The organism is Neisseria sp. P0022.S009, assembly GCF_051956675.1.
Classification (GTDB): Bacteria; Pseudomonadota; Gammaproteobacteria; order Burkholderiales; family Neisseriaceae; genus Neisseria.
Genome location: NZ_JBQCXE010000002.1, coordinates 34,693 through 54,167, shown reverse-complemented (window position 1 = coordinate 54,167; position 19,475 = coordinate 34,693). Strand labels below are relative to the sequence as shown.

Below are 19,475 nucleotides of genomic sequence, written 5' to 3'. Positions count from 1 at the left end.
AAGATGGCAGTGTGACTGGATTTTTTCAGACGGCCTTATGCCAGCTCTTTTTGTAAATGCTTGGTCAATTTGTCTGAAACTTCTGCCAAACTGGGTGCCGGAGAGACATAGTCGGCAATTTGGGTCATTTCCATACCGGCATAACCGCAGGGGTTGATATGGGTAAACGGACTTAAATCCATGTTCACATTAAGCGCCAAGCCGTGGTAAACGGAGCCGTCTTTGATACGCAGGCCCAGGGAAGCGATTTTACGCTCGCCGACATAAACGCCGGGGCGTTTGGGATCGGCGGCTGCTTCAATGCCGTATTCTGCCAAGGTGGCGATGATGCTGTTTTCAAGTGCGGAAACAATATGGCGCACACTGGTCTTACGGCGTTTGAAATTGATCATCGTATAGACGACCAATTGGCCGGGGCCGTGATAAGTAATTTGACCGCCTCTGTCAATTTGGACAACGGGTATATCGTCGCGGATGAGGAGGTGTTCGGGTTTGCCGGCCAAGCCTTGGGTAAATACGGGCGGATGTTCGACCACCCATAATTCGTCTTCGGTATTTTCGTCACGCGAGGCATTGAATGCCTTCATGGCTTCGAAAGTCGGCAGGTAATCGACCAAGCCTTTGTGCACGATTTTCATTACAACACCACTTTAACCAATTCGTGGGAAGTCAGGTCGCGGTAGATATTGTCCAACTGCTCTTGATTTTCAACATTTACATGGACAGTCGCGCCGGTATAGTTGCCTTTGCTGCTTGGGCGCGTAGTGATGTGGTGCGGCTCGGTATCGGGAGCATGTTTGCGCACGGTTTCCAAGATGGCGGATTCAAATTCCGGATGAACCGCGCCCATGACTTTTACAGGAAAGGTGCAAGGGAATTCAATTAATGATTTTTTTTCGGTTGAGTCTGTCATGGTTTACTACCTTGTTTGGTTTGCCAGGGCCGTCTGAAAAGTTTTCAGACGGCCCAAAATCCGATATATTTTATCGTAAACGTCCATATCGGGCTATTAAAAATGATGTTTTCGAAAATAGGTGCGGATAAGCTGTTTTCAAGTCTTGAAATGGAGCGCTTCAGCCCAATTTTGAGCTACATTCTGATTTAACAATGATTGAGATTATTAACTATGCCGACAAAAGACAAATATTTCGAGGAATACAGTGCGCTGGCTACTTTGCCTTTACGCGATGTCGTGGTGTATCCGCATATGGTATTGCCGCTGTTCGTCGGTCGTCCTAAATCGATTGCAGCCCTTGAGGCGGCAATGGCTAATGATGATCCGGTTTTCCTGTTGGCCCAGCTTGACCCTAATACAGAAGACCCTAAAGCTGAAGATTTGCACCAAACTGGTACGGTTGCCCAAGTTTTGCAGGTTTTGAAGCTGCCTGACGGCACGGTTAAAGTATTGGTAGAAGGTATCCGTCGTGCGCGCGCGTTGACGGTTGACGAAACAGGCGGATTGTTTTTGTCCCATGTTGAGGCGATTGATGAAAACAGCGACAAGGACAATCCTGAAATTGAGGCCTTGCGCCGTACCTTGCTGACTCAATTTGAGCAATATGCGAAATTGAACAAAAAAATCCCTGCCGAAGTCATCAGTACCATCAGCAGTATCGATGACAACAGCCGTCTTGCCGATACGATTGCCGCGCATTTGCAGCTGAAATTGGAGCAGCGTCAATATGTACTGGAGACCGCCGGCATTGTTGAACGTTTGGAATTTCTGCTGGCTCAGTTGGAAGCCGAACTCGACATCATGCAGGTCGAGAAACGCATCCGTGGCCGTGTGAAACGTCAAATGGAAAAATCCCAACGTGAGTATTACTTGAATGAGCAAGTAAAAGCGATTCAGAAAGAATTGGGCGAAGAAGACGAGCGCGACGAGCTGGATGCGCTGGAAAACAAAATCAAAGAAGCAGGCATGAGCAAAGAGGCTGAAGAAAAATGTCTGTCTGAATTGAAAAAACTGAAAATGATGCCGCCGATGTCTGCGGAATCTACCGTCGTGCGCAACTACATCGATACTTTGCTTGAGTTGCCGTGGAAGAAAAAATCCCGTGTCAGCAAAGATATTGCCAAGGCTGATTTGATTTTGAATGCCGACCACTATGGTTTGGAAAAAGTTAAAGAGCGCATTTTGGAATATTTGGCCGTTCAAAAACGTATGGACAAGCTCAAAGGCCCGATTTTATGTCTGGTTGGCCCTCCGGGGGTGGGTAAAACTTCCTTGGGTGAGTCGATTGCCAAAGCCACAGGCCGTCAATATGTGCGTATGGCGTTGGGCGGCGTGCGTGATGAAAGCGAAATCCGCGGCCACCGCCGTACCTATATCGGCTCTATGCCGGGCAAAATCTTGCAAAATATGGCGAAAGCGGGTGTGAAAAACCCATTGTTCCTGCTTGATGAAATCGACAAGATGGGCAGCGATTTCCGTGGTGATCCTGCCAGTGCTTTGCTTGAGGTGCTGGATCCTGAGCAAAACAACAAGTTCGCTGACCATTATGCCGAAGTCGATTATGATTTGAGCGATGTGATGTTTATTGCCACTTCAAACAGCTTGAATATCCCGACTCCGCTGCTTGACCGTATGGAAATTATCCGTCTGTCCGGTTATACGGAAGATGAAAAAATCAATATCGCCATGCAATACCTTGTGCCGAAACAAATGAAGCGCAATGGTGTGAAAGAGGGTGAGTTGGTGGTTGATGAAAGTGCGGTGCGCGATATTATCCGTTACTACACCCGCGAGGCCGGTGTCCGCTCGTTGGATCGCGAAATTGCCAAAATCTGTCGCAAAGTGGTGATGCAGGTTACTTTGAATGAGGACAAGAAAAAAGCGTCCAAATCCAAAACAGTAAGCAAGGCCAAGCCTAAAGCGATTAAAGTTACTGAGAAAAATCTGCATGACTATCTGGGCGTGCGCCGTTTCGACTATGGTGTGGCCGAAAGCGAAAACCGCATCGGCCAGGTAACCGGTCTGGCTTGGACCGAAGTCGGTGGCGAGTTATTGACCGTAGAGGCGGTTGCCTTGCCGGGTAAAGGTACGATTCAATGCACCGGCCAACTGGGCGATGTCATGAAAGAATCGGTATCGGCTGCATGGTCGGTTGTCCGTTCCCGTGCTGAATCAGTGGGTTTGGCGCCTGATTTTTACGAGAAGAAAGACATTCACGTTCATGTGCCTGAAGGTGCGACGCCAAAAGACGGTCCGAGCGCAGGTATCGCCATGACTTTGGCGATGGTTTCTGCCTTCACCAAAATTCCGGTGCGTGCAGACGTGGCGATGACCGGCGAAATCACTTTGCGTGGCGAAGTCTTGCCGATTGGTGGTTTGAAAGAAAAACTGCTGGCTGCTTTGCGCGGCGGTATCAAGCATGTATTGATTCCAAAAGACAACGTCAAAGATTTGGAAGAAATCCCTGAAAATGTTAAAACCGGTCTGACCATTCATCCGGTCAAATGGATTGATGAAGTGTTGGCTTTGGGTTTGGAAGCTCAGCCTGAGCAATGGGCGGCTGAATTGGCGGTTGCCGAGACCCCGCAAACTTCTAAGACGAAGTCAAGAACAAAAGCAACCAAGCATTAAGTTGGTCGTCTGATGTTGCAAAAAATGTGGTTTTGCCCTGAATGCCACAAAAATAGGGCAATTCCACATCTTTTACTTGACATGATAATTTCAGAATTGCTATAAAGTGCGTATGTGCTTTAAAAGTGCTTAAGCCCCGAGTATTCGGGCATTTCATCATTTTTTACGATAGGAAGGGACTAATTGTGAACAAGTCTGAATTGATCGAAGCAATTGCTCAAGAAGCCGGCATTTCCAAATCTGCTGCGCAAAAAGCTTTGGATGCTACTACTAATGCCGTAACCAATGCGTTGAAAAACGGCGACACTGTTACTCTGGTCGGTTTCGGTACTTTCTACGTCGGCGAACGCGCCGAACGTCAAGGCCGCAACCCAAAAACTGGCGAGCCTTTGACTATTGCTGCTGCTAAAACTCCTAAATTCCGTGCCGGTAAAGCATTGAAAGACGCTCTGTAATTTAGAGTCTTTCCCTGAATGGGAATAAAAAACCGATTTGATTCGGTTTTTTATTTTGAAGGCCGTCTGAAAGTTTTCAGACGGCCTTTGGTTTGTTGAGTGTATAAAAAGGCTGAAATCCTAATGATAAAAGGATTTCAGCCTTTTTAGTTTATCTTGTTACATTTGATTTTTACATTAATAAGATTTATCATTAGCAAAGAAAATAACAATACTCAAAACAAACCGCACTTATTGAAAGAAGTAGCGAATAGCCACTCATAACCAACCTTTCAAATGTGCCACACACTCGTCATACTTCTCACGTTTTTTCAATAATCTATTTTTAAAACAAAAAGAAAAGAGAGGCTTATGTCTGCTGTTCCTTTGTCGCGCCTGAAAAAAGGCGCAGTCGTACATATTGATTCCATCGTTTCCAATCCTGTTTTTGGTGATTTGGATACCTTGGTAACCCGTCGCCTTGCAGATTTGGGTTTTTCCAGCGGAATGCCGTTGCAAGTGATTGCAGTGGGTGGTTTTGGGAGAGGCCCGTTTGCGGTACGTTTGGGTAACCAATCCCAATTTTCCCTGCGTTCGGAAGAGGCCGGGAAGATTATGTGTCGTATCGTTGAGGCCGTTTAAGGCCGTCTGAAAGAATAAGGAAAAATGATGGAACTAAGCTATTTTGCCTTGATTGGCGCGCCAAACTGCGGCAAAACCGTTTTGTTCAACGGTTTGACCGGCTCACATGCCAAGGTTGCCAATTATCCGGGCGTAACTGTCGATAAGCGCGAGGGCGCCTTCCTCGACGACGAGGCCGTCCGCATTATCGACCTGCCGGGCACATACAGCCTACGCACGACCAGCCCCGACGAAGCGGTGGCGAAAGATGTAATGGTAGGCAAGATGGGCATTCCGCCCGATGCCATTATTGCCGTTGCCGACGCGACCAACCTGCGTATGACCCTGCGCATGATTTTGGAACTGAAAACGCTGGGACTGCCTATGGTGGTGTCGCTGAATTTGAGCGACGTGGCCCGCAAAAGGGGCTTGAATATCGACGCGGCCAAACTGAGCGAGTTGTTGGATGCACCTGTTTTGGAAACAGTTGCAGTGAGCGCGTCGGGTGTACAGGCTGTACGCGAAGCCGTGGCGAAGCTGCCGCGCAAACGCTCTTTCCCCGCAAACCCCGCCTCTGCCGAACGCACGCTCGATGCGCTGGATAGCGACAAACTTTATCAAGAAGTCGAATCGATTTTGGCACAAGTGGTACGCACTCAGATGACGCTGCCCGCATGGCACAAAAAACTCGACGACATCGTGCTGCACCCCGTCTGGGGCATGATTATGCTGCTGGTCATCCTGTTTATGGTGTTCCAAGCGGTTTACACATGGGCGGCGCCGATTATGGACGCCATCGAAGGTGGCTTTACCGCGCTGGGCGAATGGATAGGCGCCAACATGGAGCCGGGCATCCTCAGCGACTTGCTCGTCAACGGCGTCATTGCCGGTTTGGGCAGCGTGTTGGTGTTCCTGCCGCAGATTACGATTTTGTTTGCCTTTATCCTGCTATTGGAAGACTCAGGCTATCTGCCGCGTGCAGCCTTCCTGCTGGATAACATCATGGCAAAAAGCGGTTTGTCCGGCCGTTCGTTTATTCCCCTTTTATCCAGCTTTGCCTGTGCCGTTCCTGCCGTGATGTCGGCGCGTACCATTAACGACCCGCGCGAACGCCTTGTTACCATCGCGGTTGCGCCGTTGCTGACTTGTTCCGCACGTTTGCCAGTGTATGCGCTGATTATCGCCGCTGTTATTCCTGATCGTACAGTGGGTGGGATTTTCAACCTGCAAGGCCTGACATTGTTTATTCTTTATATCGTAGGCATTCTGTCGGCTGCATTGGCAGCGTATATCATGAAACGCTTGGCGCGGATGAAAGGCAATGTGCAACAATTCCCACTTTTGATGGAATTGCCGACTTTCCGTACGCCTAACTTCAAACACATCATGACCAGCTTGTGGGATAGGGTAAAAGCCTTCCTGAAACGCGCGGGTACCATCATTTTTGCGTTGGCCGTGGTTCTGTGGGGCTTGGTAAGCTGGCCGCAACCGCCTGAAGGCGCAACCGGTGCCGCCATCGATTACAGCTTGGCAGGTACGCTTGGTCATGCTATTCAGCCGTTTTTTGCACCTTTGGGTTTTACTTGGGAAATGTGTATCGCCATGATTCCGGGTATTGCCGCGCGCGAAGTGGTCGTTGCCGCATTGGGTACCGTTTATGCCGTCAGCGCGTCGTCTGAAGATGCCGTACAAAACGCATTAATTCCCATCATACACAACAACTGGGGCTTGCCGACCGCCTTTGCCTTCTTGGCTTGGTATGTGTATGCTCCGATGTGTGCCGCGACTTTGACCGTGATTAGACGCGAAACCAAATCCACGAAAAATATGCTTATGATTACAGGCTATTTGTTCCTGATGGCTTATTTTGCCGCATTCGTGGTTTACCAAATTTCTTCAAGGATACTATCATCATGACTCAATATATTATCGTCGGCTTGATTATGCTCGCCTGCGTATTCTTCCTCTTGCGAAAATTCGTATTCAAACCGAAAAAACGCGACTGCAGTAGCGGCTGCGGAAAATGTGGCGGTTGCGGTTAAATAAAGAGGGTTAGGTAAAAGTAAAAGGCTGTCTGAAATGGTTTCAGACGGCCTTTTTTATTGCTCTATGGCTTTTCAGATGCAAAACTAGGTATTTAGAGCTTAGCACCAGGATTTATTGAACGGGAAGCCTGAAATGTCCAGTGATGGTGTAGCGGTAGAGGATATCGTCTTCACGGGTTCCCGAACCGATATTATGGATAATCAGGGGCCTGTCTCCGATTTTTCGATCGGAGACGATACCGATATGGGGACGGTTGCCTTTCAGTTCCCAAGTTACAATATCGCCAGCTTGATAGTTTGTATCTTGAACTGCCCAGCCTTGACGCGTGAAATAAGTCATTAGGTTAGGGACGCGGCGGTGATCGATATTGGTATCAGGCTGTTTCAAACCCCAGCGTTTAGGATAGACAGAAAAGTTGCGGCTCATGTCTTGATGAACAAGCTCTTGCAAATCTATATTTTGCTCACGCAAGGCACGGATAACCACGTCTGTGCAAACGCCTTTTGATATCGGCACATCTCCCATCGGATAAGTGAGCTTGGTGTAAGCCGGGTCGTAACGAAGGGTTTTGCCAATTTGGTTGCGCGCAGATTGTACGATTTGCGGTGATGGTCCTTCGGGTTCGGTAATCTCTTGTTGAAAGAAATCGGTAGTAATACTTGAGATAGAGTTGTGATGACGGGCAAAAAATACAGCTGTTGTAATCAGAAGGATGGAAAGCGCAATACTGAGAACTATGAGTTTAAAGGTAGTTTTGTGTTTCATGATATATGCACGGCTTAGATGTTGTTTGCATTATTATCAGATTTTTGGGTGGATTGGCAATGCATAATGGAAAAATGGTCTTGATCAAGTATGTATGGGCAAATAATGGATGAGTGTTATTTGAGTATTACTAAAACATTTTTTGTAAATATAGATTTTACATTGGCACATGATAAAAGGCCGTCTGAAACAGTTTCAGACGGCCTTGGTTATTGGAAAAGGCTTATTTCAACGCTTCCAACAGCTTTCCGTGTATTCCGCCGAAACTGCCGTTGCTCATGACCAAAATATGGTCGCCTGCTTCGGCATTTTTCACGATTTCGGCAACAAAGGCATCGAAGTCTTTGCCGACATGCAGCTTGCCGCCTAAAGGCGCGAGGGCTTCGGCGACGTCCCAGTCCACACCGCCGGCGTAGCAGAACACTTGGTCGGCATCTTTGAGGCTTTCGGGCAGGGCGGCTTTCATCGTGCCAAGCTTCATGGTATTGGAACGCGGCTCGAGGACGGCGAGGATACGGGCGTTTCCGACGCGCTGGCGCAGGCCTTCGATAGTGGTTTCGATGGCGGTCGGGTGGTGGGCAAAGTCGTCGTAAACAGTGATGCCGTTCACCGTGCCTTTGATTTCCATACGGCGTTTGACATTTTTAAACGCGCTCAAAGCTTCACAGGCCGTCTGAATATCGACGCCGGCATGACGCGCGGCAGAGATGACGGCGAGTGCGTTCATGCGGTTGTGTTCGCCCATCAGTTCCCACGCGACGTGTCCGACTGTTTCGCCGTGATGACGTACGTCGAACGAGCCGTCGGCATGGACGGTACCAACCTGCCAGCCTTGTTCGGTACCAAATTTTTCTACGGGCGTCCAGCAGCCTTTATCCAGAGTATCTTGCAGGCTTTGCTGTTGGCCGTTGCAGACGATGAGGCCTTCAGACGGCACGGTGCGTACCAAATGATGGAATTGGGTTTGAATGGCGCCCAAATCGGCAAAAATGTCGGCGTGGTCGAATTCAAGATTGTTCAAAATGGCGGTACGCGGACGGTAGTGTACGAATTTGGAGCGTTTGTCAAAAAAGGCAGTATCGTATTCGTCGGCTTCGATAACGAAGAATGGGGATTTTGAGTTAGGGTCTTGGCGCGGGGGTTGTGGCAGACGGGCGGAAACGCTGAAGTTTTCCGGTACGCCACCAATCAGGAAGCCCGGAGCGAGACCGGCATATTCCAAGACCCAGGCGAGCATGGAGGCGGTAGTCGTTTTGCCGTGTGTGCCGGCTACACCGAGTACCCAATGATGGTGTAATACGTTTTCAGCAAGCCATTGCGGGCCGGAAATGTAAGGCAGGCCTTTATTCAAAATGGCTTCAATCACATCCATGCCGCGTTTGGCAACATTACCGATAACGTAAATATCGGCTTTAAATTCGTCCAATTGAGCGGCATCAAAACCTTCATGTACGTCTATGCCCAAGGCTTCAAGCTGGGTGCTCATCGGCGGATACATCTTTGCGTCGCAACCGCTGACTTTAAAACCTGCTTCTTTGGCAATAGCCGCTACGCCGCCCATAAATGTGCCGCCGATACCGATAATGTGGATGTGTTTCATGATAAGACCGTCTTGGGAATGAATTAATTTTAAAGCCGTCATTATAACGGAGTTTGGATAAAGGGGTCGTCTGAAAAGTTAGGCAACAATAAGAATAGGAAAAAAATACGAGGGATTTGATTTTAAAAGAAGGGCGTTGAGGTTTTGATTGGACAAGTATTACTTTGAAAAGAGTTATTTAATACGGTAAAGTCGTTCATGAAGGTCAAGGGAAGCATTGCCTTGAATTCATCCATGCTTGATAGCGTGAGGTTTTCAGTAACAGATTTGCTTGGATAGACTTTAGAAAATGGGGGGTGTTATTCAATAATGCCGTCTGAAAAATAAGCCCTGATTAAAACAAGTCATGACTTTTTTCAGACGGCATTTGTATTCTGTATCTTGTGATTTCTATTAAAGCGCGGCATCCGAACGCTCGCCGGTACGGATACGGATGGCTTCTTCAACCGGATAAATGAAGATTTTACCGTCACCGATTTTGCCGGAATGTGCGGTTTCCAAAATGGCATCAACAGCCTGATCAACTTTGTCGTCAGCCAATACCAATTCGATTTTCACTTTGGGCAGGAAATCAACTGCGTATTCTGCGCCGCGATAAATTTCTGTATGGCCTTTTTGGCGGCCGAAGCCTTTGACTTCGCTGACGGTCATGCCGGTAATGCCGATTTCGGTCAAGACTTCGCGCACATCGTCGAGTTTGAAAGGTTTGATAATGGCTTCGATTTTTTTCATATTAATTCTCCTTATTTGAGAAAAGGCCGTCTGAAACATTCAGACGGCCTTTGTTCCATTAAGTTCGTTCAAACTTTATTTGAGTGAACTTATTTCTTTTTCTGAGCCGGCAGATCAGTACATACACCCAATGCCACTTCTGCAGCCATACCGATGGATTCACCCAAGGTTGGGTGTGGGTGGATGGTTTTACCGATATCAGTTGCATCACAGCCCATTTCAATCGCCAAGCAGACTTCGCCGATCATATCGCCGCCGTTAGGACCAACGATACCGCCGCCGATGATGCGGCCGGTTTCAGCATCAAAAATCAGCTTAGTGAAACCATTGTCGCAACCGTTGGCAATCGCACGGCCGGAAGCAGCCCATGGGAAGTTAGCTTTGGTGATTTTGCGGCCGGAAGCTTTGGCGGACAACTCGGTTTCGCCTACCCATGCCACTTCAGGAGAAGTGTAGGCTACGCCCGGAATAACGCGCGCGTCGAAGTAGGCTTTGTGGCCGGCACAGTTTTCAGCGGCAACGTGGCCTTCGTGAACGGCTTTATGCGCCAACATCGGTTGGCCGACGATGTCGCCGATAGCGTAGATGTGCGGCACGTTGGTGCGCATTTGTTTGTCGACTTCGATGAAGCCGCGGTCAGTTACGGCAACACCGGCTTTTTCAGCGCTGATGAGTTTGCCGTTAGGCGCACGACCGGCAGCCACCAGTACGGCATCGTAACGTTGTGGTTCTTTAGGTGCATTTGCACCTTCGAAGGTAACGTAAACGCCGTCTTCTTTAGGCTCGACAGCGACGGTTTTGGTGTTGATCATGATGTTGTCAAAACGGTATTCGTTTTGTTTTTGCCATACTTTCACCAAGTCACGGTCTGCGCCTTGCATCAGGCCGTCCATCATTTCAACAACGTCGAGGCGTGAACCCAGCGTACTGTAAACTGTACCCATTTCGAGGCCGATGATACCGCCGCCGATGATCAGCAGTTTGCCCGGTACTTCTTTCAGAGCCAGTGCACCGCTGGAATCGATGATGCGTGGATCTTCAGGAATGAAAGGCAGTTTGGTTACGCGGCTGCCTGCTGCAATGATACAGTTTTTGAAGGCAACGATTTTTTTCTCGCCGGTAGGGGTCGCTTGCTCGTACACGTCGCCGGTGGTCAGCGACACTTCCAAGTGGTGAGGATCCAAGAATTGACCGTCACCTTGGATAACGTCCACTTTACGGCCTTTGGCCATACCTGCCAAGCCGGTAGTCAGGCGGGAAACCACGCCGTCTTTGTAAGCGCGCAGCATGTCGATGTCGAGTTCTGGTTCTGGGTATTTGATACCGTTCGCAGCCAAGTGACGTACTTCATCGATTACGGCAGCGTTGTGCAACAAGGCTTTGGAAGGGATACAGCCGACGTTCAAGCAAACGCCGCCCAAAGTTTTGTAACGCTCGACGATGGCAACTTTCAAGCCTTCATCGGCAGCGGCAAATGCAGCGGAATAACCGCCGGGGCCACCACCCAATACGACCACATCGTATTCGGCATCGGCAGAACCGCCAAATTGTGCAGCTTGAGGAGCAGGAGCAGCAGCTTTAGGGGCTTCTTGTGCAGGAGCAGCTGGTGCTTCGGCTTTAGGAGCGGTAGCCGCACCTTCGGCTTCAACGACTGCAATCAAGCCGCCTTCGGAGATTTTGTCGCCGACTTTAACTTTGACTTCTTTGACCACGCCCGCAACTTCGGCAGGTACGTCCATCGTCGCTTTGTCGGTTTCCAAAGTAATCAGGGTATCGTCCACGGCAATGGTGTCGCCTACATTTACTTCAACCGCAATAATATCTACATTTTCGTGACCGCCAATGTCGGGCACTTTTAATTCAACTAAGCTCATGTCTAATCTTTCTGAATGATGTTCGGACTTCCTTTTCCAGACGGCCTGAGTAAAAAGGCCGTCTGGAAATGCTCGGATTACAGAGTAATGCGGCGGAAGTCTTTCAACAGGTTAGCCAGGAATACGGTAAAGCGCATACCGGCGGCACCGTCGATGACGCGGTGGTCGAAGGACAGGCTCAATGGGCACATCAGGCGAGGAGCGAATTCTTTACCGTTCCAAACCGGTTTGATTTGGGATTTGCACACGCCCAAGATGGCAACTTCAGGAGCATTCACGATTGGCGTGAAGCCTGTGCCGCCGATACCGCCCAAGCTGGAAATGGTAAAGCATGCGCCTTGCATTTCTTGAGGTTTGAGCTTGCCTTCGCGGGCTTTTTTAGACAATTCGGTCAGCTCTTGGCTGATTTGTTTCAAACCTTTTTGATCCACATCTTTAATCACTGGAACAACCAAGCCGTTTGGAGTGTCGGCTGCGAAACCGATGTTGAAGTAGTTTTTCAGCACCAAGTTGTCGCCATCCAAAGAGGCATTGAATTCAGGGAAGGCTTTCAGCGCAGCAACAGAGGCTTTGATGATGAACGCCAATGGGGACAGTTTCACGCCTTCGCGTTCCCATTCTTTGTTCAGCTGTTTGCGGAATTCTTCCAATTCGGTCATGTCCGCTTCCTCGTGTACGGTAACGTGAGGAATCACAACCCAGTTGCGAGACAGGTTTTGACCGGAGATTTTCTTAATGCGTGACAGTTCTTTAACTTCGACGCTGCCGAATTTAGAGAAGTCAACTTTAGGCCATGGCAACAAGTCCAGACCGCCGCCCAAAGAAGCAGCGGCAGGCTTGCCTGCGCCGCTTTGCATAACGGATTTAACGAAGGCTTTAACGTCTTCGCCCATGATACGGCCTTTCAGACCGGTACCTTTGACTTGGCCCAAATCTACGCCCAATTCGCGTGCCAGTTTGCGTGCGGAAGGACCTGCATGAGCTTTTGCAAATGCAGCTTCGTCGATTTTGGCAGCAGCAGGAGCAGCTGGCGCAGGCGCGGCGGCTGGTGCAGCAGGAGCCGGAGCGGCAGCTGGTGCAGGTGCGGCAGCTTGAGCGGCAGGAGCAGGAGTCGCTGCGGCAGAGCCAGCAGTTTCTACTTCGATAATGGCAGAGCCTTCGGATACTTTGTCGCCAACTTTCAGGAATACGGCTTTAACCACACCAGCTTCTGTACATGGTACGTCCATAGTGGCTTTGTCGGTTTCCAAAGTAATCAGGGTGTCATCAACTGCAACAGTGTCGCCAACTTTAATTTCAACGGCAATAACGTCTACGTCAGAGTGGCCGCCGATATCAGGTACAACAACTTGTACAGTAGCGCCTCCGGTAGGAGCGGCTGCAGGCGCAGCAGCAGGAGCAGCAGGAGCTTCTGCTGCAGGGGCCGTAGCGGCATCAGCAGCGGCAGCACCGGTTTCAACGGTCAAAATAACGCCGCCTTCAGAGATTTTATCGCCAACTTTAACTTTAACTTCTTTCACGACGCCGGCTGCATCAGCAGGTACGTCCATAGTGGCTTTGTCGGTTTCCAATGTAATCAGGGTGTCGTCAACGGCAATAGTGTCGCCTACTTTAACTTCTACGGCGATGATGTCGACGTTTTCATGACCGCCGATATCAGGGACTTTGATTTCTACGATACTCATTTGAGTTCCTTTAATATTTTCAGTTTGATGCCGTCTGAAAAACTATTTCACACGGCATCGGTACAGTTTGTTCAAACCATTCAAGCATTCGGTTTTCAGACGGCCTGATGTCTGAATGAAGCAAACAGGCCGTCTGAAACATCAATTAGCGTTTCCAGCTAGGGGCTGAATCGGCTTTGATACCATATTTTTCAATGGCTTGTTGAACGGTTTCTTTGCTGACTTTGCCTTGCTCGGCCAATGCGCTCAATGCAGCAACGGCAACGTTGTAGCGGTCAACTTCGAAGAAGCTGCGCAGGTTGGCACGGCTGTCAGAGCGACCGAAGCCGTCAGTACCCAAGACGTGGTAGTCGTTAGGGATGTAGGCACGGATACGGTCGGCATAGCTGCGGATGTAGTCGGTAGCGGCAATAACCGGACCGTCATGACCTTGCAGTTGAGAAGTAACAAACGGTACTTTTGCAGTTTCCAATGGGTTCAGACGATTGAAGCGTTCCACTTCGATAGCGTCGCGATGCAACAGGTTGAAAGATGGGCAAGACCAGATGTCTGCTTCTACGCCGAAGTCGGCTTTCAACAATTCGGCACCGGCAATGACTTCTTGCAGGATGGTACCGGAACCCATCAATTGAACTTTCTTGTCGCCTTTGCCGCCGGCTTTCAGCAGGTACATACCTTTCAGGATGTTTTCTTCTGCGCCTTCAGGCATATCCGGGTGAGCGTAGTTCTCGTTCATCAAGGTGATGTAGTAGAACACGTCTTCATTATTGGCATACATACGGCGCAGACCGTCTTGAACGATAACAGCTACTTCGTATTGGAATGTCGGGTCGTAAGAAACGCAGTTTGGAATCAAATCTGCTTGAATATGGCTGTGGCCGTCTTCGTGTTGCAGACCTTCACCGTTCAGCGTTGTACGGCCGGCAGTACCACCCAACAGGAAGCCGCGTGCGTGCATATCGCCGGCAGCCCATGCCAAGTCGCCGATACGTTGGAAACCGAACATAGAGTAGTAGATGTAGAAAGGAATCATCGCAAAGTTGCTGTTGGCGTAGCTGGTTGCAGCAGCGATCCAGTCAGCCATTGCGCCTGGCTCGTTAATACCTTCTTGCAAGATTTGACCGTCGACGGATTCTTTGTAGAACATCAGTTGGTCTTTATCTTGAGGGGTGTATTGTTGGCCTTTAGGGTTCCAAATGCCGTATTGGCGGAACATACCTTCCATACCGAAAGTACGGCTTTCGTCAGGAACGATAGGTACAACGCGTTTGCCAATTTTTTTGTCTTTCAGCAAAGTAGACAGGATGCGAACGAAAGCCATGGTGGTGGAGAATTCACGGTCACCGCTGGATTTCATTTGGGCATCAAATGCTGACAGTTCAGGCACTTCCAGAACGTCTTGGGTAGGGTTGCGTTGAGGCAGGTAGCCACCCAAAGATTCGCGGCGTGCATGAAGGTATTTGTATTCTTCGCTGTCAGGAGCAAAAGTCAGGTAAGGCAGGTCGCCACTGTCGATTTGCTCGTCAGTCACAGGAATATCAAAGCGGTCACGGAATTGTTTCAGAGATGCTTTGTCCATTTTTTTGGCTTGGTGGGCAACGTTTTGACCTTCGCCGGATGCGCCCATACCGTAACCTTTAATGGTTTTTGCCAAGATTACAGTAGGTTTGCCGTTGGCGTGGTTCGCAGCGCGGTCGTAAGCGTTGTACACTTTTTGAGGGTCATGACCACCGCGGTTCAATGCCCAAATTTCGTCATCAGTCATATCGGCGACCAATGCTTTCAGTTCAGGCGTATTGAAGAAGTGTTCGCGAACGTATGCGCCGTCTTTGGATTTGTAAGTTTGGTAGTCACCGTCCAAGCACTCTTCCATACGTTTGCGCAGGATGCCATCTTTGTCTTTTGCCAAGAGGCGGTCCCAACGACGACCCCAGATGACTTTCACAACATTCCAGCCGGCGCCGGCAAAGTTGCCTTCCAGTTCTTGAATGATTTTGCCGTTACCGCGTACTGGGCCGTCCAAACGTTGCAGGTTACAGTTAATGACGAATACCAAGTTGTCCAAGCCTTCGCGTGAAGCCAGAGCAATAGCACCTTGGCTTTCAGGTTCGTCCATTTCGCCGTCGCCACAGAATACCCATACTTTACGGCCTTTGGTTTTGGCCAGGCCGCGAGATTCCAAGTATTTCAGGAAGCGTGCTTGGTAAATCGCCATCAATGGGCCCAGACCCATAGATACGGTTGGGAATTGCCAGAAGTCAGGCAACAGGTGAGGGTGAGGGTAAGAAGGCAAACCTTTACCGTCAACTTCTTGACGGAAGTTGTTCAGCTGGTCTTCAGTCAGACGGCCTTCAACGAAAGCGCGTGCGTAGATGCCAGGGGCAACGTGGCCTTGGAAGAATACCAAATCGCCTTCTTCGCCTTCGCCTTTAGCTTTCCAGAAGTGGTTGAAGCCGACTTCGTACATGGTCGCAGCAGATTGGAAAGATGCAATATGTCCACCCAATTCCAAATCTTTTTTACCTGCGCGCAAAACGATAGCGGCAGCATTCCAACGAACGAATGCACGGATGCGGTGTTCGATGTTTTGGTCGCCAGGGATGCCTTTTTCGTCTTCAACGGAAACGGTGTTCAAGTATGGAGTAGTGGTGCCGTGAGGCATACGGATGCCTTTGTCACGGCTGTATTTGACCAAACTTTCCAGCAGGTATTGGGCGCGTTCGCTACCTTCATATTCTAAAACAGAGCTTAACGCGTCTAACCATTCTTTGGTTTCAATTGGGTCAACATCGTGTAATTGGGTGGACATAATATCTATCCTTGTGTTGAGTGTTTTTCAATGACGGAGTAGTACCCCGATATTTTCGTTTATCAACAAATGTGAGTTAAAAACGAAAATTCCTAGAGTCAAATTCGAAAAAAGTTTTAATTACTGAAATATTTTCAATACGTTATAACCGTTGATAAAAAATCAGAAAGAATTGAACTTTTTACAAACCAGCTAACCTGCAAATGCTATCAGTAATTGGGCAAACTGGCAAATTGTGCTGTAGATATTGATAGGATTTAGACGTTGAAATTAGGATTTTTTTAAAGAGTTATGGAGCTTGTTTTTAAATCGGGATATTGAGTGGATACAGTAAAAAAGTATCAGATATTTGAGTAAATGGATTCGTATACGAAAAATATTTTTCAAATTTTGTTGTAAATAGAAAATTAAATTTAGATTATCTGGTCTTTTACAAAGAGAATAGGTCGTCTGAAGACTCTAAAGAGATTAAGGAGAAATGGGATTTGAGGATGGCGATTGTTGAGGAAGGGTAAATGAAAAAAATGACATGTACAGGCTACTTTAGCGCTGACATGTCATTTATGTAGGAAGTTAGAATTTCAGACGGCCTTTAATCGGTAGAGCCTTTTTGAGCGAATTGCTTCCATTGAGTCAAAAGCTCTTTGAGAACGTCTTGCTGTTCATGTCCATGTTGGATGGCTTCTTGCAGCCAGAAGCAAGCATTGTTGATGTCTTTTTTTACACCCATGCCGTGATAATACAGGCAGGCAAGATTATATTGAGCCATCGTGTCTCTTTGTTTGGCCGCTGCTTCAAACCATTTTGCAGCTTGGGCGTAGTCGACAGGTACACCTTGTCCGCAGTAATACATCATGCCAAGATTGGTTTGGGATTTGCTGTGCCCACGTTCTGCGGACTGATGGTATAACTCCAGTGCTTCAGCGTAATTCTGTTTGCGTTTTAAGCCATAGTGTGCTGCAAATGCCAGCTTGTACAGACGCTCGGCTTCCTGACGTTGGAGGGCGATTTCTTTGGTTAGCTCATAGTTTTGCTGGTTATTCAATGCGCTGTCAGACAGAAGTTTTTGGTAAGCGGCAAGATTGCCTAAATCAGCCGAGCGTTGATAATATTGACGGGCGGTGTCTGCATCAACTGCTCGTCCCAATCCGTAGCGATAGATATCACCTAAAAGACGCAAACCTTCCGGATCATTTTGATCCGCAGCAAATTTAGCATGCTGATAGGCCTTTTGAGGGTCTCGTTCGGTGTTTTTGCCTAGGAGATAGATTTCGGCAAGTGCTACATTCGCATTGCTGTCACCTTGTGCAGCAGCTTTTTCAAACCATTCCAATGCTTCAGCAGGATTTGATGCGGCTAAGAGTTCTGCAAGAGAAGTTTGCGCTGGAACAATGTCGTAATCGGCGGCAATACGTAAATGTTCGATTGCTTTTTCAGGATTTTGTGCGACACCTTGCCCCAATTTGTATTGGAGACCGAGTTGCCAGTGTGCTGCAATAAATCCCTGCGCAGCAGATTGTTGATAAAGTTTATGAGAATATTCCAAATCAGAAGAGCTGGAATATTGGTAATGTTGGGCTAAGAAGTATTGTGCCTGAGGATTTTGCTGTTCGGCAGCTTTCAATGCCCATTTGACTGCTTCTTGGTCATTGCCATTATCTGCATATAAACGCATGAGGCGTAGTTGTGCTGGGGCTAATCCTTCTTCAGCAAGCTCTTGATAGGCTGCAATGAGCTTTTCTATTTCTATTCCATTATTTTCTTGTAACTGGAGAAGATTATAGCGGGCATATGGATGACCAGCTCTTGCAGCTTGCTTTAAATATTCAACTGCAATTGCTAAATCTTGCGCATTTTCGTGGTGTTCGATCAGGCATCCTGCTAGCTGAAATGCGGCCTCAATATGCCCGGCTTCTGCTGCCTCGCAGAGCAATGGGATGGCTCGTGCAAAGTCAGGAGGGTCTTGAGTGATTAATTTTTCTGCTAGAAGAAAAGATTCTTCATATTGTTGAGCATTCATCGTTTTTTATGTTTATGAAGGATTCAAGGATAAAATAATCGGCCGACAGGGTGCGGCCGTTATGATTTTGTAATTTTGGGGTTATTTACAAAAACAGGCAACCGTATTTGTATTTTTATACTTAGAATGATGGAATAAATTGTTTTATGCTGCATAAATACAACAGAAGATGGAACAAAGTGGGTTGAGAAAATACTTCTGCTGTTTGTTCAGTTCGAATTACTCTTCGTCCGGTTTTTTACGCCATAAAACAAGTAATTTACCAATGTGTTGAACCAGTTGGGCACCCAGTGTTTCACACAGGGCATTGCAAATTTCAATACGTTCTGCACGGTCATCGCCAAAAACGCGGACTTTAATCAATTCGTGTGCTGTCAATGCGGCGTCGGTTTCTTTAATGACAGAGTCAGTCAAACCTTGTTGGCCAACCATAACAACGGGATGGAGGTGGTGTGCCTGGGCTTTCAAGGCCAAAATTTCTTTGGTGCTTAGTTTGTTGTCGCTCATTTTGATAAGTATCCAATTAAAAAGAATAATGGCTATATTGTACGCGATTTAGAACATTTACGGGGGAAATAACGTACAATACTGGTTTTAAACTTAAGCATTTCAAACCAAGATGGCTGTACGCTCAAAATCTTCAAAAGCATGGCTGCATGAGCATGTCAACGATCATTATGTCCATATGGCACAAAAGGATGGATATCGTGCCCGAGCGGCTTATAAATTATTAGAAATCAATCAGAAAGATAAATTGATCAAGCCGGGTACGGTCTTGGCGGATTTGGGTAGTGCACCGGGTAGTTGGTCGCAGGTGGCAGCCAAGCTGGTCGGTAAAACAGGGGCGGTGTTTGCTTTGGATATTTTACCGATGGATGCGATTGAAGGCGTTTCGTTTATTCAGGGTGATTTTCGAGAAGATGCTGTTTTGGAGCAGTTTGAAGCCTTATTGGATAATCGCCCGTTAGACCTTGTAATCTGTGATATGGCACCCAATATGTCAGGCAATGCCGTAACAGACCAGGCACGCAGTTTTTACCTGTGTGAACTGGCTTTGGATTTTGCCTCGCAGCACTTGAAACCCGGAGGCAGTTTTTTGGTGAAGGTGTTTCAAGGCGCGGGCTATCAGGAATATACGGCGGCAATGCGCGAAATTTTTGCCAGTGTGCAAACTCGAAAGCCGGATGCTTCCCGCAATCGTTCCAGTGAGATTTACCTATTAGGCAAAAATAAACGCTGACAATGTAGGGTGGGTGCTTTAAAATTCTTTCCCTTGATTTTATTTATTTTGTAACCATGGAGC

General features: G+C 48.0%; 16 protein-coding genes. 6 read left to right on the top strand and 10 right to left on the bottom strand.

All coding sequences use genetic code 11. The features are described from left to right. Positions 1-35: 35 nt before the first annotated feature. Both lipB and ACTHUG_RS03220 read right to left on the bottom strand, forming a co-directional pair. Positions 36-638: a lipoyl(octanoyl) transferase LipB gene (lipB, locus tag ACTHUG_RS03225; protein ID WP_049352317.1), complete on the bottom strand. Its 603-nt coding sequence runs from the start codon at positions 636-638 to the stop codon at positions 36-38. Continuing rightward, on the bottom strand, positions 638-913 hold the full coding sequence (locus ACTHUG_RS03220; protein ID WP_003746890.1) for an HP0495 family protein: 276 nt from the start codon (positions 911-913) through the stop codon (positions 638-640). The genes lipB and ACTHUG_RS03220 overlap by 1 nt, the downstream gene beginning before the upstream one ends. Before the next feature lie 213 nt (positions 914-1,126). Here ACTHUG_RS03220 and lon point away from each other — a divergent pair, with 213 nt between their 5' ends. From lon to ACTHUG_RS03195, 5 genes are all read left to right on the top strand, one after another. Then, on the top strand, positions 1,127-3,586 hold the full coding sequence (gene lon / locus ACTHUG_RS03215) for an endopeptidase La (RefSeq protein WP_063068092.1): 2,460 nt from the start codon (positions 1,127-1,129) through the stop codon (positions 3,584-3,586). A gap of 185 nt (positions 3,587-3,771) precedes the next feature. Then, positions 3,772-4,041, top strand: a complete 270-nt coding sequence (locus ACTHUG_RS03210) for an HU family DNA-binding protein (RefSeq protein ID WP_003683413.1) — start codon at positions 3,772-3,774, stop codon at positions 4,039-4,041. A gap of 351 nt (positions 4,042-4,392) precedes the next feature. Next, complete coding sequence (locus ACTHUG_RS03205) at positions 4,393-4,662, top strand: FeoA family protein (protein ID WP_440386395.1); 270 nt, start codon at positions 4,393-4,395, stop codon at positions 4,660-4,662. A gap of 27 nt (positions 4,663-4,689) precedes the next feature. Then, on the top strand, positions 4,690-6,558 hold the full coding sequence (feoB, locus tag ACTHUG_RS03200) for a ferrous iron transporter B (protein WP_049336637.1): 1,869 nt from the start codon (positions 4,690-4,692) through the stop codon (positions 6,556-6,558). Next, entirely contained in the window at positions 6,555-6,683 is a 129-nt protein-coding gene (locus tag ACTHUG_RS03195) for a FeoB-associated Cys-rich membrane protein (protein ID WP_003683546.1), read from the top strand. The genes feoB and ACTHUG_RS03195 overlap by 4 nt, the downstream gene beginning before the upstream one ends. A gap of 115 nt (positions 6,684-6,798) precedes the next feature. On the opposite strand, the gene ACTHUG_RS03190 is transcribed toward ACTHUG_RS03195, so the two are convergent. From ACTHUG_RS03190 to yhbY, 8 genes are all read right to left on the bottom strand, one after another. After that, positions 6,799-7,452 (bottom strand): DUF1287 domain-containing protein, encoded by a 654-nt coding sequence (locus tag ACTHUG_RS03190; protein WP_440386396.1) that lies wholly within the window; start codon positions 7,450-7,452, stop codon positions 6,799-6,801. Between the two features lie 223 nt (positions 7,453-7,675). Next, on the bottom strand, positions 7,676-9,052 hold the full coding sequence (gene mpl, locus ACTHUG_RS03185; protein ID WP_440386397.1) for a UDP-N-acetylmuramate:L-alanyl-gamma-D-glutamyl-meso-diaminopimelate ligase: 1,377 nt from the start codon (positions 9,050-9,052) through the stop codon (positions 7,676-7,678). 393 nt (positions 9,053-9,445) lie between these two features. Then, positions 9,446-9,784 (bottom strand): P-II family nitrogen regulator, encoded by a 339-nt coding sequence (locus tag ACTHUG_RS03180; RefSeq protein WP_003746874.1) that lies wholly within the window; start codon positions 9,782-9,784, stop codon positions 9,446-9,448. A gap of 89 nt (positions 9,785-9,873) precedes the next feature. Then, positions 9,874-11,658: a dihydrolipoyl dehydrogenase gene (lpdA, locus tag ACTHUG_RS03175; RefSeq protein WP_440386398.1), complete on the bottom strand. Its 1,785-nt coding sequence runs from the start codon at positions 11,656-11,658 to the stop codon at positions 9,874-9,876. A gap of 77 nt (positions 11,659-11,735) precedes the next feature. Beyond that, positions 11,736-13,343 carry a dihydrolipoyllysine-residue acetyltransferase gene (gene aceF, locus ACTHUG_RS03170; RefSeq protein WP_440386399.1) on the bottom strand — a complete coding sequence of 536 codons (1,608 nt, stop codon included), beginning with the start codon at positions 13,341-13,343 and terminating at the stop codon, positions 11,736-11,738. A gap of 145 nt (positions 13,344-13,488) precedes the next feature. Further along, on the bottom strand, positions 13,489-16,152 hold the full coding sequence (aceE, locus tag ACTHUG_RS03165; protein ID WP_440386400.1) for a pyruvate dehydrogenase (acetyl-transferring), homodimeric type: 2,664 nt from the start codon (positions 16,150-16,152) through the stop codon (positions 13,489-13,491). A gap of 592 nt (positions 16,153-16,744) precedes the next feature. Continuing rightward, a complete protein-coding gene (locus ACTHUG_RS03160) occupies positions 16,745-18,172 on the bottom strand; it encodes a tetratricopeptide repeat protein (protein WP_440386401.1) in 1,428 nt (475 codons plus the stop codon). A 219-nt stretch (positions 18,173-18,391) separates the two neighbouring features. Continuing rightward, on the bottom strand, positions 18,392-18,679 hold the full coding sequence (gene yhbY / locus ACTHUG_RS03155) for a ribosome assembly RNA-binding protein YhbY (RefSeq protein WP_049323205.1): 288 nt from the start codon (positions 18,677-18,679) through the stop codon (positions 18,392-18,394). Between the two features lie 112 nt (positions 18,680-18,791). Between yhbY and rlmE the strand changes: the two genes are divergently transcribed. Continuing rightward, positions 18,792-19,412, top strand: a complete 621-nt coding sequence (gene rlmE, locus ACTHUG_RS03150) for a 23S rRNA (uridine(2552)-2'-O)-methyltransferase RlmE (protein WP_150537380.1) — start codon at positions 18,792-18,794, stop codon at positions 19,410-19,412. Positions 19,413-19,475: the final 63 nt, after the last annotated feature.

What these genes read in the sequence shown, in the direction of transcription:
- lipB (WP_049352317.1), bottom strand. Translation starts at nt 638, where the DNA reads ATGAAAATCGTGCACAAAGGCTTGGTCGATTACCTGCCGACTTTCGAA.
- ACTHUG_RS03220 (WP_003746890.1), bottom strand. Translation starts at nt 913, where the DNA reads ATGACAGACTCAACCGAAAAAAAATCATTAATTGAATTCCCTTGCACC.
- lon (WP_063068092.1), top strand. Translation starts at nt 1,127, where the DNA reads ATGCCGACAAAAGACAAATATTTCGAGGAATACAGTGCGCTGGCTACT.
- ACTHUG_RS03205 (WP_440386395.1), top strand. Translation starts at nt 4,393, where the DNA reads ATGTCTGCTGTTCCTTTGTCGCGCCTGAAAAAAGGCGCAGTCGTACAT.
- feoB (WP_049336637.1), top strand. Translation starts at nt 4,690, where the DNA reads ATGGAACTAAGCTATTTTGCCTTGATTGGCGCGCCAAACTGCGGCAAA.
- ACTHUG_RS03195 (WP_003683546.1), top strand. Translation starts at nt 6,555, where the DNA reads ATGACTCAATATATTATCGTCGGCTTGATTATGCTCGCCTGCGTATTC.
- ACTHUG_RS03190 (WP_440386396.1), bottom strand. Translation starts at nt 7,452, where the DNA reads ATGAAACACAAAACTACCTTTAAACTCATAGTTCTCAGTATTGCGCTT.
- mpl (WP_440386397.1), bottom strand. Translation starts at nt 9,052, where the DNA reads ATGAAACACATCCACATTATCGGTATCGGCGGCACATTTATGGGCGGC.
- ACTHUG_RS03180 (WP_003746874.1), bottom strand. Translation starts at nt 9,784, where the DNA reads ATGAAAAAAATCGAAGCCATTATCAAACCTTTCAAACTCGACGATGTG.
- lpdA (WP_440386398.1), bottom strand. Translation starts at nt 11,658, where the DNA reads ATGAGCTTAGTTGAATTAAAAGTGCCCGACATTGGCGGTCACGAAAAT.
- aceF (WP_440386399.1), bottom strand. Translation starts at nt 13,343, where the DNA reads ATGAGTATCGTAGAAATCAAAGTCCCTGATATCGGCGGTCATGAAAAC.
- aceE (WP_440386400.1), bottom strand. Translation starts at nt 16,152, where the DNA reads ATGTCCACCCAATTACACGATGTTGACCCAATTGAAACCAAAGAATGG.
- ACTHUG_RS03160 (WP_440386401.1), bottom strand. Translation starts at nt 18,172, where the DNA reads ATGAATGCTCAACAATATGAAGAATCTTTTCTTCTAGCAGAAAAATTA.
- yhbY (WP_049323205.1), bottom strand. Translation starts at nt 18,679, where the DNA reads ATGAGCGACAACAAACTAAGCACCAAAGAAATTTTGGCCTTGAAAGCC.
- rlmE (WP_150537380.1), top strand. Translation starts at nt 18,792, where the DNA reads ATGGCTGTACGCTCAAAATCTTCAAAAGCATGGCTGCATGAGCATGTC.